This window comes from Streptomyces sp. NPDC058457 (assembly GCF_042720695.1).
In the GTDB taxonomy this organism is placed as follows: Bacteria; Actinomycetota; Actinomycetes; order Streptomycetales; family Streptomycetaceae; genus Streptomyces.
The window spans coordinates 127,630-142,365 of record NZ_JBHXLU010000007.1; the positions used below are offsets into that span (position 1 = coordinate 127,630).

Consider the following 14,736-nt stretch of genomic DNA (forward strand, 5'->3'; position numbering starts at 1 on the left):
GAACAGCAGCACGGGCTGACACCGATTACCTATGAGGCCGTTGCCTTCGGCAGGATGAGCGCCATGACCGAGATCCGTACACCCCGCCTCCTCCTCCGTCGCTGGCATGACGATGACCTCGCGCCCATGGCGGACATCAACGCGGACTCGCGGGTCATGCGCTGGATTGACGACGGCTCGGTGCGCGACCTGGACCACACGCTTGAGGCCGTCGAGCAGTGGGAGGAGGAGTGGGACGAGGAAGGCTTTGGGCTTTTTGCCGTAGAGCTGCTGGCTTCGGGTGAGCTGGCCGGCTTCACGGGTCTGTCCGTGCCCGAGTACCTGCCGGAGGTACTGCCCGCCGTGGCGATCAGCTGGCGACTCGGCTCACAGTTCTGGGGCCAGGGATACGCATCCGAAGCCGCCCATGCCACGCTGGAGTTCGCGCTCCAGGACCGCGGCCTCGACCGAGTCATCAGCATCAACCGGGTGGGGGACGACGCGTCCGAGAACGTCATCCGCAAGCTCGGCATGGTGCTGGAACGAGAGGCGGCGCACCCGGTGCACGGCTATCCGCTGCGCGTTCACAGCATCGATCTCACCGAGTTCCAGGCGTGAATCGGCAGAGCCGTCAAACTTCACAAGACAGCCGACTACTCGCCATACCTTCCTGATCGCATTGATTACCGCGGAGTGGATGCCCAGGCGAGAGATGCTGCAAGGAATACCGTCAGCCCTCGGGCGCGAGGAGATCCCTACGGCGCGCGGGCGACGCCGACGTGGAAGCCGCTCGGCTCCTGGGCGGGAGCCGGTGAGTCCTTGTACCACCTGGTCGCCGTGACCAGCCCCGGAGCCACCAGTTCCAGGCCTTCGAAGAACGGCTCGATCTCGGCCCGCGTCCGCATGCGCAGGGGGATCTCGCCCTTGCGGTAGGTCGTGGTCACCGACTTGGCGAGGTGCGGGTGCTCGTCGGTGGTGCCGTGGGAGAACATGAGGTAACTGCCCGGGGGCAGCGCGTCGAGAAGCGTCCGCGTGAGACCGTAGGGGTTTTCGTCGTCGGTGATGAAGCGCATCAGCGCGATCATCGACAGGGCGTCGGGCCGGGTGAAGTCCATGAACGTACGGGCGTGGTCGAGGATGGTTCCCGGCTGCCGTACGTCGGCCTCGATGTAGTCGGTGCTTCCCTCGGGGCTGCTGGTGAGCAGAGCCTTCGCGCGGTCGGGATGCCGGTGCCGATGCCGAGGAACTGGTCGATGCCGTTGCCGGCCAGCCAGGTCGCCGCACGGTGCGTGAACGCCCTGTTGCGCATGGCGTTGAGACGCGCTTCCGGTGGCAGCTTCGCCGCCACCGCCTCATCGACCGGATAGTTGTCCTTGCCGCTCAGTACCCGAAATGCATGCAGGTGCCCTTCGAAGAACGCCTCCTGGCCGCAGGAGGTGAACACCTGGTGCACCGCCTTGCCGGAGTAGGACAGCTGCATCGCGAACAAGTAGACCTTGGTCATCTTGGCCGGGGGCATGACGTGCACGTCGCCGAGGTCGACTCTGGCCTCCGCTCCCAGTGGGTGCGTCTGCGGTACGAACATCGCGGGCGGCCTTGTGACGCCGTCACCGGTGTGGCGATGGCGTGAAAATGGCGTGCATGCCCCTGCACAACCTGGGCAGGGGCATCGTCATGAGCCATGCACATATGCCAAGTCCTGCTTTCTTACCGGGACTCGAGCTCTCCCGACGCTTTTATACCGAGGCCGTACGCCCCCTGCTGGAAGAGGCCGCTCCCGGCATACCCCACTCCGCGGCCCGCATCGGCGCGGGCTCCGAAGTGCTCGGTTACGACACCGAGCGCTCCGCCGACCACGAATGGGGGCCGCGTCTCCAGCTCTTCCTGCACTCCCACGATGTGAGCCGCCACGCCGGACGCATCAGACATGTGCTCGCCGAACACCTTCCGAAGACCTTCCATGGCTGGCCCACCCACTTTGCCGCCACGGGGAACCGGGACGTCCGCGTCATGCGGGTCACCGACGGTCCGGTGCACCACCGCGTCGAGGTCACCGGTGTCTCCTCCTGGTTCCGCGCCACCCTCGGCTTCGACCCCGCCTCCGGAGTCACCCCGGCGCACTGGCTCGCCATGCCCACCCAGCTCCTCGCCGAGGTCACCGCCGGCGCCGTGTTCCACGACGGCCTCCATACGCTCACCCCGGCCCGCACCGCCCTGCGCTGGTACCCCCACGACCTCTGGCTCCACGTCCTCGCCTGCCAGTGGCAGCGCATCGCCCAGGAGGAGGCCTTCGTCGGCCGCTGCGGCGAGGTCGGCGACGAGCTGGGCTCCGCCGTCGAGGCCTCCCGCCTGGTCCGCGACCTCATGCGGCTCTCCCTGCTGATGGACCGGCGCTACCCGCCGTACGGCAAATGGCTCGGCAGCGCCTTCGCCCGCACCCTTGCGGCACCCCGGCTCACCTCCGAACTCACCGCCGTTCTCGCCGCCACCGACTGGCACCTGCGCGAGCGCCATCTGGTCCAGGCGTACGAGATCGTCGCCCACCTGCACAACGAACTGGAGCTCACCGACCGGGTCGACCCGGCCACACGCACCTACCACGCCCGGCCCTTCCGGGTGCTGCGCGCAGACCGCTTCACCCAGGCGCTCACCGCCCGCATCAAGGACCCGGACATACGGGCGTTGCGCAGGGCCGGTGCGGTGGACCAGTTCATCGACAGTGCGGAGGTCCTGAGCCGCCCGGACCTGACCCGGGCCGCGGCCGACGCGGTGACGGGCATCGTCGCCCACGACGGCCCGCACCACGCACCGACGAAGAGCGGTCGAGGCCAAAGGGGTCACCGTGGGTGACGATCCGGGGGTGGAGGAAGGGGGGCGCAAGCCCCTGCGGCCGTCCGGACCGGTCGGCCGAGGGCGTGCGGACCGGCGGTCGGCGAGCGCGACGGAGCGGCGGGAGCCCCGGTCCGCGTCTTCCGCGTGCGACCGATTCTGAGCAGGTGGGATCGGTTGATGGCTGTTCGGTAGCGGGGTGTAGAGGGGGTTATCGGTCTTTCGTGCGACGGCTCATACCAGAGCGGGACCATCTCCGGGGGACTTTGTCAACTGCCCACCGCACGTGATGCCTTGGCGACTACTGTGAGTGTCCGTCGGGCGAGGCGGGGCCGAATTCTTTTGCGGTCCCCTCGGCCGGCACTGCGATGGCGCATGCCCAACTCGCGCGACCCGCGCGAGGAACCAGGCCCGACGGACCAGTACGAGGACGCAGATGTCTCACCTCCGTGCACCGGCCGCCCGTGCCGACCGCCGTGAGGGCGGCCGGCACGGACGGCCGGTCGCCCGACCCGTTCCCGCGCTGCCCGAGACCCACATACGGCCTCAGCTCATGCGTCTGGCGGTTCTGCCCCCGGTCGCGGTGGCACTCAGCGGCTGCGCGGCCGTCCTCTTCACTGTCCGCTCCACCGGCGCCCGGCCCAGCCTCACCCTGCTGGCCGTGCTCGCCGGAGCGGTCTCGGTGACGGCCGCGGGCATCGTGATCGCCGCCGTGGCCGCGGGCCGCGCCGCCCGCTCGGTCAGCGACCGCGTCGCCGTCCTGCGCCGCAACGCCGCCCGCGGCGAGGCCGATCTGCTGGCCCTCGTCGACGCGCTGCGCCGCGGCGAGACCCCGCCCCCGCGCAAGCCGCGGGGCGGACCCCCCGAGGACGCGGACGACTTCGAGCTGCTCGCCGCCGACCTGTCCCGCGCGCACGACGGCGCCGTCACCGCCGTCGTGCAGGCGGCCCAGCTCTCCAGTCAGGCCGGCAGCGAACAGAAGCTGGAGGTCTTCGTCAACCTGGCGCGGCGCCTTCAGTCCCTCGTGCACCGGGAAATCTCGATCCTCGACGAGCTGGAGAACGAGATCGAGGACCCGGACCTCCTCAAGGGCCTCTTCCACGTCGACCACCTGGCCACCCGCATCCGCCGGCACGCCGAGAACCTCGCCGTCCTCGGCGGCGCCGTGTCCCGGCGGCAGTGGAGCAACCCCGTCTCCATGACCGAGGTGCTGCGCTCCGCCATCGCCGAGGTCGAGCAGTACTCCCGGGTCAAACTCGTCCCGCCGATCGACGGCGAACTGCGCGGGCACGCCGTCGCCGACGTCATCCACCTCCTCGCCGAACTCGTCGAGAACGCCACGGTGTTCTCCGCCCCGCACACCCAGGTGCTGCTCCGCGCCAACCTCGTCACCTCCGGCCTCGCGGTCGAGGTCGAGGACCGCGGACTCGGCATGCCGGTCGGCGAGCAGTCCAAGATGAACGCCCTGCTCGCCGACCCCGACCAGGTCAACGTCGCCAGCCTGCTGGCCGACGGCCGCATCGGCCTCTTCGTCGTCTCCCAGCTCGCTCGCCGGCACGGCATCAACGTCCGCCTCCAGACCAACATCTACGGCGGCGTCCAGGCCGTCCTCGTCGTCCCGCAGGGCCTGTTGGGTACGGCACCGGGCGCACCCGGGGCACCCGGTGCCGTACCGCAGCCGCGCTCCATGGCGAACGGGGGCGGTGCGCCGGCGACGCCGGGCGGTGGTGCGCCCGGAGTTGGGGGAGCACGGCCGTCCGGCGACACCGGGGCGCTGGAGGGCGTGCGGCCCGGCGGCGCCGGGCCGGAGACAGGGGCCGGAAACCGGGCCGCCGTGGGCGGTTCGCCGACCGGCCGAGGACCCGGGCAGCAGCCAGGCCCCGCCACGGCCGCCGCCGGTGGCCGCCGTCGGCACGCGCAGCACGGGGGCGGTCCCGCGCCGCTGCCGGTGCGCGGCGCCCAGGAGACCCGCGCGAACCCCGCCGAGGCGCTGCCCGGCATCCGGCCCGAGGACAGGTCCGCGGTCGCCGAGCACGCGGGCAGCCCGCCCGTACCGCGCGTCGGTGCCGTGCGCGGCACCATGGGCAAACCCCAACTGCCGCGCCGCCGCGCCCAGGAGCACATCGTTCCCCAGCTCCGCGGCGGCCCGGCGCCCCGCCAGGACAACGAGGTCCCGGCCGGACACGACCCCGGCCTGATGGCCGCCTTCCAGCGCGGCATCGGCCTAGCCGAAGCCCAGCAGCACCTGGAAGCCACCCAGGCGGAGCCGACCGCCGCCGATTCCATGGGCGGGGCACATGGCGCATCCCTCCATGACGGGTTCACCGGTATGGGCTTCGCCGACATGGTCCTCGGCGACGGATCCGGCGACCGGCCGACCAATACGTCCCATGCCACGCACATGGACTCCACGCACATGGACTCCACGCACATGGACGCCACGCACACGGGGGCGCCACATGCGGACGTGACCCACATGGAGGCCGGGTACCTGACTCCGCACCACACAGCTCCCGACCACACAGCCCAGGATCAGTCCGCCCGGGACCGCATGACGCCGACCCCCATCGCGCTTGACCCGCTGGTCTCAGGCCACATGGTCTCCGACCACATGACCTCCGACCACACGGCCTCGGATCACAAGACCTCGGACCACATGACCCCACCTCATCCGATGGCCACGGACCACATGTCCCCCACACACATGAGCCGGACACACCGGGACCCCGCCGACAACCAGTCCGCGTCCCGACCGCAGTCGTACTCCCAGGCCCTGCGCCCGGTGCACACCTCCGACTTCACCACCCGGCCCGACGGGAGCGCACCAGCCGGATGACCAGCACCGTCTCCACCCCCACCCCCACCGCTCCCGCAGACCTTCGTACCCCAAGGAGTCGATCCACCATGGCGAGCGATGCGCCGACCGCCCAGGTATCCGACCTCGACTGGCTGATGAGCGGCCTAGTGCAGCGCGTACCGCACACCTCCAGCGCGGTGCTCCTGTCCTGCGACGGGCTGGTGAAGTCCGTCCACGGCCTGGACCCCGACAGCGCCGACCACATGGCGGCGCTCGCCTCCGGCCTGTACTCGCTCGGCCGCAGCGCGGGCGTCCGGTTCGGCGACGGCGGGGACGTCCGCCAGGTCGTCGTCGAACTCGACTCGACGCTGCTGTTCGTCACGACCGCGGGCTCCGGCACCTGCCTCGCCGTGCTGGCGGGCCGGGAGGCCGACGCCGCCGTCCTCGGCTACGAGATGGCGATGCTGGTCAAGAGCGTCCGCCCGTACCTCGTCACCGCACCCCGGCAGCACGCCGTCGAATCCACGGCGATGAGGCCTTGAGGGTGGCGGCAGCCGGCGACGGGCCATGGCTCGACGACGCGGCCGGACGCCTCGTGCGCCCGTTCACGGTCAGCAACGGCCGCACCGAGCCCAGCATCGCCCTCGACCTCATGTCGCAGGTGATGGCGACCGGGTCCACGCCCCTCGGCTACCTCGGCCTCGAGCACGCGCAGGCACTCGACCTGTGTCGCGCCCCTGTCTCGGTCGCCGAGGTCGCCGCGCACCTCAAACTGCCCGCCGTGGTCACCAAGGTGCTGCTCTCCGACCTCGTCGACTGCGGGGCGCTGACCGCCAAGCCCCCCGTGTTCCACCACAACCCCACTGACCGGTCCCTCCTGGAGGCAGTGCTCGATGGCCTACGACGACAGCTCTGATCCCTTTCCCACCGCGCTGAAAATCCTGGTGGCCGGTGGGTTCGGGGTCGGCAAGACCACTTTCGTGGGCGCGGTCAGCGAGATCGCCCCGCTGTCCACGGAGGAACTCCTCACCACGGTCAGCGCCGCGACCGACAGCCTCGAAGGGATCGAGAACAAGGTCGAGACGACCGTGGCCATGGACTTCGGCCGCATCACCCTGGACCCGGAACACGTCCTCTACCTGTTCGGCACGCCCGGACAGGAGCGGTTCTGGTTCATGTGGGACGAGCTGTCCGAGGGCGCGCTCGGCGCGGTCATCCTCGCCGACACCCGCCGCCTGGAGGACTGCTTCGCGGCCGTCGACTTCTTCGAGGAGCGCGGCCTCGGCTTCATCGTCGCCATCAACGAGTTCGACGGTTCCTACCGCTACGACCCCGACGAGGTGCGCGCCGCCATCGACCTCGACCCGGAGGTCCCGGTGGTCCGCTGCGACGCCCGGATCTCCAGTTCCGGCGTCCAGACCCTGCTCACCCTCGTCCGCCATCTCATCGCCCACGCTCCGGTCTCCGCGCCGAGCCACGGCGCCCACATGTGAACCCCCAACACCCCTCACGGAGCCCGTATATGACCCACGTCCACTGCGACGGAGCCCGCGCATGAGGTACGACCCGTCGCGCCCGGCCGGCCGGCTGCTGCTCACGCCCGAGGACAAGGAGGCACCCGAGCGCACCCGGCGCCTCGGCCAACTGCGCCTGGGCGCACACCCGGACCCCGCCCTCGACGCCTACGCGGACCGGCTCGCCGAGGTCACCGGGGCACCGTACGCCATGGTCAACTTCATCGACGTGAACCGCCAGTTCTTCGCGGGCCTGCACCTGCCGGACGTGGCACCGCCCGTGGTGCGGCCCGACGGCAGCACCCCGGTACTGGGCCGTGAGCTGCCTCGCGACCATGGTTTCTGCCCCCATGTGGTGGTCCGTCGCAAGGCGCTGGTCCTGGAGGACGTCTGCGACTACCCGCGGTTCGCGGGCAACCCGGTCGTCGACGACTTCGGCATCCGTTCCTACCTGGGCGCCCCGCTGACCGACAGCACGGGGACGGTGCTCGGCACGGTGTGCGTGGTCGACGTGGAGCCGCGGCCCTGGGGCCGGCCCGGTCTGGAGACGATCAAGTCGTCGGCGGCGGAGCTGGTGGCCCGCATCGAGCGGCGCGAGGCCGACGGTCTGCCGCTGCTGTGACGGCGGGAACACTCCCTTCGCTAGCCGACCGGTCTAGTACCTCCGTACCCTGGTGGCATGGGACGTACCAGTGACGCCAGGCGGAAGATCCTCGACGCCGCTCGCTCGCTGATCGAAGGGCGCGGCTACGCCGCACTCGGCGTGGCCGAGATCTGCAAGGCGGCCGGCGTGCCGAAGGGCAGTTTCTACTACTTCTTCGAGTCCAAGGAGGCCCTCGCGCTCGCGGTCGTAGACGAGCACTGGGCCGCCCAGAAGCGTGACTGGACCCGGGCCCTGACCGGTGACGCGGAGCCGCTGAGCCGGCTGCGGCGGTTGTTCGAGGAGACCGAGGCCGGCCAGCTCGCCGGCCAGCGGGGCTGCGGGACCGTGGCGGGCTGTCTGTTCGGGAACCTCGCCCTGGAGCTGAGCAACCAGACCGAGGCGGTCCGCGGACGGCTCCAGGAGATCTTCGACGCCCAGGTCGACATGGTGGAGTCGGTCGTCGCCGAGGCCCGTGAGCGCGGCGACGTGGGCGTGACCGACACCAGGGAGGCGGCACGGGCGGTGGTGGCCCAGCTGGAGGGCCAGGTGATGTTCGCCAAGCTGTACAACAGCACCGGGCGACTGAGCCCGCTCTGGCAGAACTGCCGGGCCCTGCTCGGTGTGACGGCGGCGTAGGGCCTACGGCCTAGGGGTGAGTGGCCTCGGCCGGGGCAGGTTGCCGCTGTCGTACCGGCACTGTGTGGTCCCCGCCCATGTGGTGCGGGAAGCCGATTCGCAGCACGGCGGCCGCGACGGCGGCCGCGAGAACCACCAGGGCGGCCAGCAGCAGGGCCTGGTGGTAGCCGTGGCGCAGCAGCGGGGCGACGACCAGGGGGCCGAGGATCTGGCCGACGGAGTATCCGGCGGTCAGCAGGGCGACGGAGCGCGGGAAGCGTAGTTGTGCCCCCGTGGCCAGGGCGAGGGTGCTCACACCCAGGAACGTGGCGCCGAACAGCACGGCCGAGCCGAGGGCGGCGGCCGTATTTCCGGTCAGCGCGGGCAGTGCGATGCCGGCCGCCTGGATAGTGAGCGCGGTGAGCAGCAGGCCCGGGCGGGACCAGCGGCGCCCGAGCCGGGCCCACAGCGCCGAGGACGGTACGGCGGCGAGCCCCACGAGCACCCACGCGCCGCTGCCGACCCAGCCGGGGGAGCCCTGGCCGATCGCCGCGACCAGGAAGGTACCGGCGACGATGTAGCCGACACCCTCCAGGAAGTAGCTGAGGAACAGCGCGCCGAACCAGCGACGGATGCGGGCCCCGGACCGGTTCCCGGCCGCCGTCGCGGCCGGCGCGTCCTCGGGCCGTAGCCGCCACGCGGCCACGGCCAGCACTCCGGTGAGCGCGGCCGCCGCCCACCAGGCCGTCCGCCAGTCGGAGACCGACCGCAGGGCCAGGACCAGCAGGCCGGACAGGGCGATGCCGGCGCCCACCCCGCCGAAGGCCCAGCCGGGCAGGTGCGCCGGGTGCTCCCGCAGATGGTGCAGCAGCGAGGCGACCGCGATCACGAACACCAGGGCGCTCGCCGCTCCGGCCGGCAGCCGCAGCGCGGCCCACACCGCCGTGCTGTGGGTGAGGGGCATCGCGGCGAGCGTGGCGGTGAGCAGGATCAGGGAGCCGCGCAGCACGGCACGGGACCGGACCAGCGCGGGGGCCAGGGTGCCGGCGAGCGCGCCGACGAGGTAGCCGGCGTAGTTGGCGGTGGCCAGGTTCGCCCCGGCACCGGCGGACAGGCCCGCCTGGGCGTGCATCAGGGGCAGGATCGGGGTGTAGACGAAGCGGCCGACGCCCATGCCCGCGGCGAGTGCGGCGGCGGCCCTGGCGACATGGGCCCAGGGAGAGGTGGTCATCGGCTCCCGTCGACCCGGCCCGGGTCGTTGGGGTGGGACTCCAGCGGGGTGACGGTGAGCGTCATCCACGGACGCAGCGGCAGGGTGCCGAGCACCTTCTCGTGGAGTTCCTCCTCGTCGGCGGCCCGCCAGACACCGATGCTGCGCAACTCGCCCACCGGGCGCCACAGCCGGGCCAGATGACCGGTCGCGGCCAGTTCCCGCGCACGGACGGCCTCCGCGGCCCGCCGCCGGTCGACCTCGTCCTGGCCCGTGCCCTCGGGGATGTCGGTGGTGATCTCGACCAGGAACTCTCGCACGATGTGCTCCCTCGGTTGCCGGTGACTCCATCCTGCGCCGCCGCCGGCACCGGTGCCACGACCGGCGGGCTCGCTGCTGGGAGGCACAGCCTCCCAGCGCGCGTAGCATGACGCGCGTGGAACTGCGCCAGCTGCGGTACTTCGTCGCGGTCGCCGAGGAGCTCAACTTCGGCCGGGCCGCCGAGCGGCTGCTCATCGCGGGCCCCTCGCTCTCCCAGCAGATCAAGGCGCTCGAACGGGACCTGGGCGTCCGGCTGTTCGACCGGGACCGCCGCTCGGTCTCCCTCACCCCGGCCGGCGCCGCGCTGCTCCCGCACACCCGGGACCTGCTGGAGCGGGCCGACGACCTCAAGCGCCGGGCGGGCCGGTTCTCGGGCTCCCGGCCGGTACGGCTCGGGTACGTCAACTGGCTTCCACCGGACCTCGGTTCGCGGACGGCCGCGGTGGCCCGGGTGCATGTGGACGCCTGGGTCGCGCCCTCCCACACCCAGGCCGCCCGGGTCGCCGACGGCAGCCTGGACCTCGCCGTCTGCTGGGTCCGTACCGAGGACCTCGAACGGCTCGGGCTGCGGGCCCGGCTGATCGGCGCGGACCGGCTGTACGCCGTCGCGAAGGGCACCGACACGAGCGACCTGCCGGCCCGGGACGCCGACGTCCTGATCGACGACGACATCACCTCCTGGGCCTCCTGGAACGGGTATGCCGAGGAGCTCACGCAGGCTGTTGGCGCCCGCGCGGTGCGCATCTCCGACGGTGCCGTCACCGGCCCCGCCTACTTCGACCACGTCCGGCGCTGCACCCGGCCCGTCCTCAACTCGCCCAAGGGCCAGACCTCTCCGCTCCCGCCCGACCTGGTCCGCCGCGAGATCGTCGCCCCGAAGGTGTACTGGACCTGGTCCCTGGTCTGGCGCGCGGGCGAGGACCGCGCCGGCGTCCTGGCCGCCGTCGACGCCCTGAGCGAGGGCGTCGGCGACCTCGGGATCCACGCCCCGGACGCCTGGCTGCCCGCCGGCGACCCGTACGCACTCCACGGCTGAGCTGCGCTGGGAGGCCGTGCCTCCCAGCCGGGAGGAAGCCGATCCTGGCGCCCCTGACGGGCCCGGCCTACCTTCCAAATAGTCGACCGGTCGGCTAGTAACCGGTCAGCCACTACGGAGAAGGTCATCATGAGCACGCAGCAGCAGAAGGTCGCGATCGTCACCGGCGCATCGCAGGGCATCGGCGCCGCCCTCGTCGAGGGCTACCGCAAGCTCGGCTTCGCGGTCGTCGCCACCTCGCGCACCATCGCCCCCGCCGACGACGCCGGCGTTCTGACCGTCCAGGGCGACATCGCCGACCCGGCGACCGCGGAGCGGGTCGTGGCCGCCGCCGTCGAGCGGTTCGGCCGTATCGACACCGTGGTCAACAACGCCGGCGTCTTCGTCGCGAAGCCGTTCACCGAGTACACGGCCGCGGACTACGCCGCCGTGACCGGCATCAACGTCGCCGGCTTCTTCCACCTCACCCAGCAGGCGGTCCCGCACCTGCTCGCCCAGGGCGGCGGACACGTCGTCAGCGTCACCACCAGCCTGGTCGACAGCCCGGACGCCCGGGTCCCCTCCGTCCTGGCCTCGCTGACCAAGGGCGGTCTGCAGTCCGCGACCAAGTCCCTGGCGATCGAGTACGCCACCCGTGGCATCCGCGTCAACGCGGTGTCGCCCGGCACCATCAAGACCCCGATGCACCCGGCGGAGACCCACGAGTTCCTCGCCGCCCTGCACCCGGTCGGCCGGATGGGTGAAGTGAGCGACATCGTCGACGCGGTGCTCTTCCTGGAGACCGCGCCGTTCGTCACCGGCGAGATCCTGCACGTCGACGGCGGTATGAGCGCCGGACACTGACGGCAGGGCACGACACGGCACCACGTCACCACCAAGGAGCGGACATGACCAGCACGACGGACGACACGGCGATCCTGGGCGCAGTGCTCGACCGGTGGAAGGCGGCCGTCGACGCACACCGGCCCGAGCGCGTCGCGGCCGAGTTCACCGAGGACGCCGTCTTCCAGGGGCTGCACCCCTACAGTGTCGGACGGCAGGGCGTCGCCGCGTACTACGACTCCCAGCCCCTCGGCATGAAGGCGGCGTACCGCGTCCTGGAGACCAGGCGGCCCGCCGACGGCGTCGTCCTCGGCTACCTGGCCGTCGAGTTCTCGTTCACGGACCGGCCCCCGCTGGACGTCAAGCTCTCGGTCCTCGTCACCCGGACGGGCGCAGACTGGCGCATCGCCCACTATCAGGTCTCGCGCCTCGACTAGCCCTGTCCTGCCGGGTGTTCCGGGGGTGTGAAGCGGAGCTGCGGCGGCGCTTAAGAAATCCTCGATGGACCGATGCGCCCGGGTGCGGCAGATTGCAGGGAGATTCCACCCCCCTCCCCGGTCGCGGGCCGCTTCGGCGACCCCGCGGCCGGGACCTCACGCACAGGAGCCGTAGCGTTGAAGGCGCTGGTCAAGGAGAAGGCGGAGCCCGGGCTGTGGCTCACGGACGTGCCGGAGCCCGCGGTCGGTCCAGGTGACGTACTGATCAAGGTTCTGCGGACCGGCATCTGCGGCACCGATCTGCACATCCGGGCCTGGGACGGCTGGGCCCGGCAGGCGATCACCACCCCGCTCGTGGTCGGGCACGAGTTCGTCGGCGAGGTCGCGGCGACCGGCCGGGACGTCACCGACATCAAGGTCGGCGACCGGGTCAGCGGCGAGGGCCACCTCGTCTGCGGCAAGTGCCGCAACTGCCAGGCCGGGCGGCGCCATCTGTGCCGCGCCACGGTCGGCCTCGGCGTGGGCCGGGACGGCGCGTTCGCCGAGTACGTCGCGCTGCCCGCCGGCAACGTCTGGGTGCACCGGGTCCCCGTCGACCTCGACGTGGCCGCGATCTTCGACCCGTTCGGCAACGCCGTGCACACCGCGCTCTCCTTCCCGCTGGTCGGCGAGGACGTCCTGATCACCGGCGCGGGGCCGATCGGTCTCATGGCCGCCGCCGTGGCCCGGCACGCGGGCGCCCGGCACGTCGTGATCACCGACGTCAGCGAGGAGCGCCTCGAACTCGCCCGCAAGATCGGCGTGAGCCTCGCCCTGAACGTGTCGCAGGCGGGAATCGCCGACGGACAGCGGCAACTGGGGCTGCGCGAGGGCTTCGACATCGGCCTGGAGATGTCCGGCCGGCCCGAGGCCATGCGGGACATGATCGCCAACATGACGCACGGCGGCCGGATCGCCGTGCTCGGGCTGCCCGCCCAGGAGTTCCCCGTCGACTGGGCCCGGATCGTCACCTCGATGATCACCATCAAGGGCATCTACGGCCGTGAGATGTTCGAGACCTGGTACGCGATGTCGGTGCTGCTGGAAGGCGGACTCGACCTCGCCCCCGTGATCACCGGCCGCTACGGCTACCGCGACTTCGAGGCGGCCTTCGCCGACGCGGCGAGCGGCCGCGGCGGCAAGGTCATCCTCGACTGGACCCACTGACGGACCCACTGACGGAACCGCTGACGGACCCGCTGACGACACCCAAGGACCGATGATGTTCGACTCCGTGCGCGACGACCTGCGCGCCACCCTCGACGAGATCCGCGCCGCCGGACTGCACAAGCCCGAGCGTGTGATCGGCACCCCGCAGTCCGCGACCGTCGCCGTCACCGCAGGCGGCCGTCCCGGCGAGGTCCTCAACTTCTGCGCCAACAACTACCTCGGCCTCGCCGACCATCCCGAGGTGGTCGCCGCCGCCCACGAGGCCCTGGACCGCTGGGGCTACGGCATGGCCTCGGTCCGCTTCATCTGCGGCACCCAGGAGGTCCACAAGGAGCTGGAGGCGCGGCTTTCGGCGTTCCTCGGCCAGGAGGACACGATCCTCTACTCCTCCTGCTTCGACGCCAACGGCGGTGTCTTCGAGACCCTGCTCGGCGAGGAGGACGCGGTGATCTCCGACGCCCTCAACCACGCCTCCATCATCGACGGCATCCGCCTCTCCAAGGCCCGCCGCCTCCGCTACGCCAACCGCGACCTGGAGGACCTGGAACGGCAGTTGAAGGAGGCACAGAGCGCCCGGCGCCGGCTGGTCGTCACCGACGGCGTCTTCTCCATGGACGGCTATGTGGCCCCGCTGCGCGAGATCTGCGACCTCGCCGACCGCTACGACGCGATGGTCATGGTCGACGACTCGCACGCCGTCGGCTTCGTCGGCCCGTCCGGCCGTGGCACTCCTGAGCTGCACGGCGTGATGGACCGCGTCGACATCATCACCGGCACCCTCGGCAAGGCGCTCGGCGGCGCCTCCGGCGGCTATGTCGCGGCCCACGCCGAGATCGTTGCCCTGCTCCGCCAGCGCTCCCGCCCCTACCTCTTCTCCAACACCCTCGCCCCGGTGATCGCGGCGGCCTCCCTGAAGGTCCTCGACCTGCTGGAGTCGGCGGACGACCTGCGGGTCAGGCTCGCCGAGAACACCGCCCTGTTCCGCCGCCGGATGACCGAGGAGGGCTTCGACATCCTCCCCGGCGACCACGCCATCGCCCCCGTGATGATCGGCGACGCGGCCGTGGCCGGCCGGATGGCGGAGCTGCTCCTTGAGCGGGGCGTGTACGTGATCGGCTTCTCGTACCCGGTGGTCCCGCAGGGGAAGGCCCGGATCCGGGTCCAGCTGTCCGCGGCCCACTCGACGGACGACGTCGACCGCGCGGTGGACGCCTTCGTCGCGGCCCGGGCCGAGCTGGCGGGCTGAGCCGACGGGACGCCGGGCCGCTGGGCCGAGCCGGCCCGGCGGCCCGAGCAGCGCCGACATATTGCGATAATCAATCCC

The 14,736-nt window shown here is 71.6% G+C and carries 15 protein-coding genes and 1 pseudogene; 13 read left to right on the forward strand and 3 right to left on the reverse strand.

Features of this window, described 5'->3' with window-relative positions:
- Positions 1 to 63 precede the first annotated feature (63 nt).
- The gene (locus ACFWPS_RS08535) at positions 64 to 597 is read left to right on the forward strand and encodes a GNAT family N-acetyltransferase (RefSeq protein WP_383702636.1); all 534 of its coding nucleotides are present in this window, start codon (positions 64 to 66) and stop codon (positions 595 to 597) included.
- Positions 598 to 734: 137 nt separating this feature from the next.
- On the opposite strand, the pseudogene ACFWPS_RS08540 reads toward ACFWPS_RS08535, so the two are convergent.
- A pseudogene (locus ACFWPS_RS08540) lies at positions 735 to 1,564 on the reverse strand (SAM-dependent methyltransferase).
- A 104-nt stretch (positions 1,565 to 1,668) separates the two neighbouring features.
- On the opposite strand from ACFWPS_RS08540, the gene ACFWPS_RS08545 reads away from it, so the two are divergent.
- The 7 genes from ACFWPS_RS08545 (at position 1,669) to ACFWPS_RS08575 (ending at position 8,398) form a co-directional block, all read left to right on the forward strand.
- A complete protein-coding gene (locus ACFWPS_RS08545; RefSeq protein ID WP_383702638.1) occupies positions 1,669 to 2,829 on the forward strand; it encodes a DUF4037 domain-containing protein in 1,161 nt (386 codons plus the stop codon).
- 415 nt (positions 2,830 to 3,244) lie between these two features.
- Positions 3,245 to 5,644 carry an ATP-binding protein gene (locus tag ACFWPS_RS08550; protein WP_383702447.1) on the forward strand — a complete coding sequence of 800 codons (2,400 nt, stop codon included), beginning with the start codon at positions 3,245 to 3,247 and terminating at the stop codon, positions 5,642 to 5,644.
- 68 nt (positions 5,645 to 5,712) lie between these two features.
- Positions 5,713 to 6,147 (forward strand): roadblock/LC7 domain-containing protein, encoded by a 435-nt coding sequence (locus tag ACFWPS_RS08555; RefSeq protein WP_383702449.1) that lies wholly within the window; start codon positions 5,713 to 5,715, stop codon positions 6,145 to 6,147.
- Between the two features lie 2 nt (positions 6,148 to 6,149).
- Positions 6,150 to 6,521, forward strand: a complete 372-nt coding sequence (locus ACFWPS_RS08560) for a DUF742 domain-containing protein (protein ID WP_217552435.1) — start codon at positions 6,150 to 6,152, stop codon at positions 6,519 to 6,521.
- Positions 6,499 to 7,098, forward strand: a complete 600-nt coding sequence (locus ACFWPS_RS08565) for an ATP/GTP-binding protein (RefSeq protein WP_383702451.1) — start codon at positions 6,499 to 6,501, stop codon at positions 7,096 to 7,098. The genes ACFWPS_RS08560 and ACFWPS_RS08565 overlap by 23 nt, the downstream gene beginning before the upstream one ends.
- Positions 7,099 to 7,159: 61 nt before the next feature.
- Positions 7,160 to 7,741: a GAF domain-containing protein gene (locus tag ACFWPS_RS08570; RefSeq protein ID WP_383702454.1), complete on the forward strand. Its 582-nt coding sequence runs from the start codon at positions 7,160 to 7,162 to the stop codon at positions 7,739 to 7,741.
- A gap of 57 nt (positions 7,742 to 7,798) precedes the next feature.
- On the forward strand, positions 7,799 to 8,398 hold the full coding sequence (locus ACFWPS_RS08575; RefSeq protein WP_383702456.1) for a TetR/AcrR family transcriptional regulator: 600 nt from the start codon (positions 7,799 to 7,801) through the stop codon (positions 8,396 to 8,398).
- Between the two features lie 10 nt (positions 8,399 to 8,408).
- On the opposite strand, the gene ACFWPS_RS08580 is transcribed toward ACFWPS_RS08575, so the two are convergent.
- The gene (locus ACFWPS_RS08580; RefSeq protein ID WP_383702458.1) at positions 8,409 to 9,608 is read right to left on the reverse strand and encodes a YbfB/YjiJ family MFS transporter; all 1,200 of its coding nucleotides are present in this window, start codon (positions 9,606 to 9,608) and stop codon (positions 8,409 to 8,411) included.
- A complete protein-coding gene (locus ACFWPS_RS08585) occupies positions 9,605 to 9,907 on the reverse strand; it encodes a muconolactone Delta-isomerase family protein (RefSeq protein ID WP_383702460.1) in 303 nt (100 codons plus the stop codon). The genes ACFWPS_RS08580 and ACFWPS_RS08585 overlap by 4 nt, the downstream gene beginning before the upstream one ends.
- 107 nt (positions 9,908 to 10,014) lie before the next feature.
- On the opposite strand from ACFWPS_RS08585, the gene ACFWPS_RS08590 reads away from it, so the two are divergent.
- The 5 genes from ACFWPS_RS08590 to ACFWPS_RS08610 all read left to right on the forward strand — a co-directional run bounded on the left by ACFWPS_RS08590 (position 10,015) and on the right by ACFWPS_RS08610 (position 14,658).
- Positions 10,015 to 10,944 carry a LysR family transcriptional regulator gene (locus tag ACFWPS_RS08590; RefSeq protein ID WP_383702462.1) on the forward strand — a complete coding sequence of 310 codons (930 nt, stop codon included), beginning with the start codon at positions 10,015 to 10,017 and terminating at the stop codon, positions 10,942 to 10,944.
- A gap of 129 nt (positions 10,945 to 11,073) precedes the next feature.
- Complete coding sequence (locus ACFWPS_RS08595; RefSeq protein WP_383702464.1) at positions 11,074 to 11,787, forward strand: SDR family NAD(P)-dependent oxidoreductase; 714 nt, start codon at positions 11,074 to 11,076, stop codon at positions 11,785 to 11,787.
- 44 nt (positions 11,788 to 11,831) lie between these two features.
- Entirely contained in the window at positions 11,832 to 12,203 is a 372-nt protein-coding gene (locus tag ACFWPS_RS08600; protein ID WP_383702466.1) for a YybH family protein, read from the forward strand.
- 177 nt (positions 12,204 to 12,380) lie between these two features.
- On the forward strand, positions 12,381 to 13,409 hold the full coding sequence (tdh, locus tag ACFWPS_RS08605) for an L-threonine 3-dehydrogenase (protein WP_383702468.1): 1,029 nt from the start codon (positions 12,381 to 12,383) through the stop codon (positions 13,407 to 13,409).
- Positions 13,410 to 13,464: 55 nt separating this feature from the next.
- Positions 13,465 to 14,658: a glycine C-acetyltransferase gene (locus ACFWPS_RS08610; RefSeq protein ID WP_383702470.1), complete on the forward strand. Its 1,194-nt coding sequence runs from the start codon at positions 13,465 to 13,467 to the stop codon at positions 14,656 to 14,658.
- The last annotated feature ends 78 nt before the right edge of the window (positions 14,659 to 14,736 follow it).

Bases quoted from the DNA above. Each gene is read 5' to 3' on its own strand.
- ACFWPS_RS08535 (WP_383702636.1), top strand. From the start codon at position 64: ATGACCGAGATCCGTACACCCCGCCTCCTCCTCCGTCGCTGGCATGAC.
- ACFWPS_RS08545 (WP_383702638.1), top strand. From the start codon at position 1,669: ATGCCAAGTCCTGCTTTCTTACCGGGACTCGAGCTCTCCCGACGCTTT.
- ACFWPS_RS08550 (WP_383702447.1), top strand. From the start codon at position 3,245: ATGTCTCACCTCCGTGCACCGGCCGCCCGTGCCGACCGCCGTGAGGGC.
- ACFWPS_RS08555 (WP_383702449.1), top strand. From the start codon at position 5,713: ATGGCGAGCGATGCGCCGACCGCCCAGGTATCCGACCTCGACTGGCTG.
- ACFWPS_RS08565 (WP_383702451.1), top strand. From the start codon at position 6,499: ATGGCCTACGACGACAGCTCTGATCCCTTTCCCACCGCGCTGAAAATC.
- ACFWPS_RS08570 (WP_383702454.1), top strand. From the start codon at position 7,160: ATGAGGTACGACCCGTCGCGCCCGGCCGGCCGGCTGCTGCTCACGCCC.
- ACFWPS_RS08575 (WP_383702456.1), top strand. From the start codon at position 7,799: ATGGGACGTACCAGTGACGCCAGGCGGAAGATCCTCGACGCCGCTCGC.
- ACFWPS_RS08580 (WP_383702458.1), bottom strand. From the start codon at position 9,608: ATGACCACCTCTCCCTGGGCCCATGTCGCCAGGGCCGCCGCCGCACTC.
- ACFWPS_RS08590 (WP_383702462.1), top strand. From the start codon at position 10,015: ATGACGCGCGTGGAACTGCGCCAGCTGCGGTACTTCGTCGCGGTCGCC.
- ACFWPS_RS08595 (WP_383702464.1), top strand. From the start codon at position 11,074: ATGAGCACGCAGCAGCAGAAGGTCGCGATCGTCACCGGCGCATCGCAG.
- ACFWPS_RS08600 (WP_383702466.1), top strand. From the start codon at position 11,832: ATGACCAGCACGACGGACGACACGGCGATCCTGGGCGCAGTGCTCGAC.
- ACFWPS_RS08610 (WP_383702470.1), top strand. From the start codon at position 13,465: ATGTTCGACTCCGTGCGCGACGACCTGCGCGCCACCCTCGACGAGATC.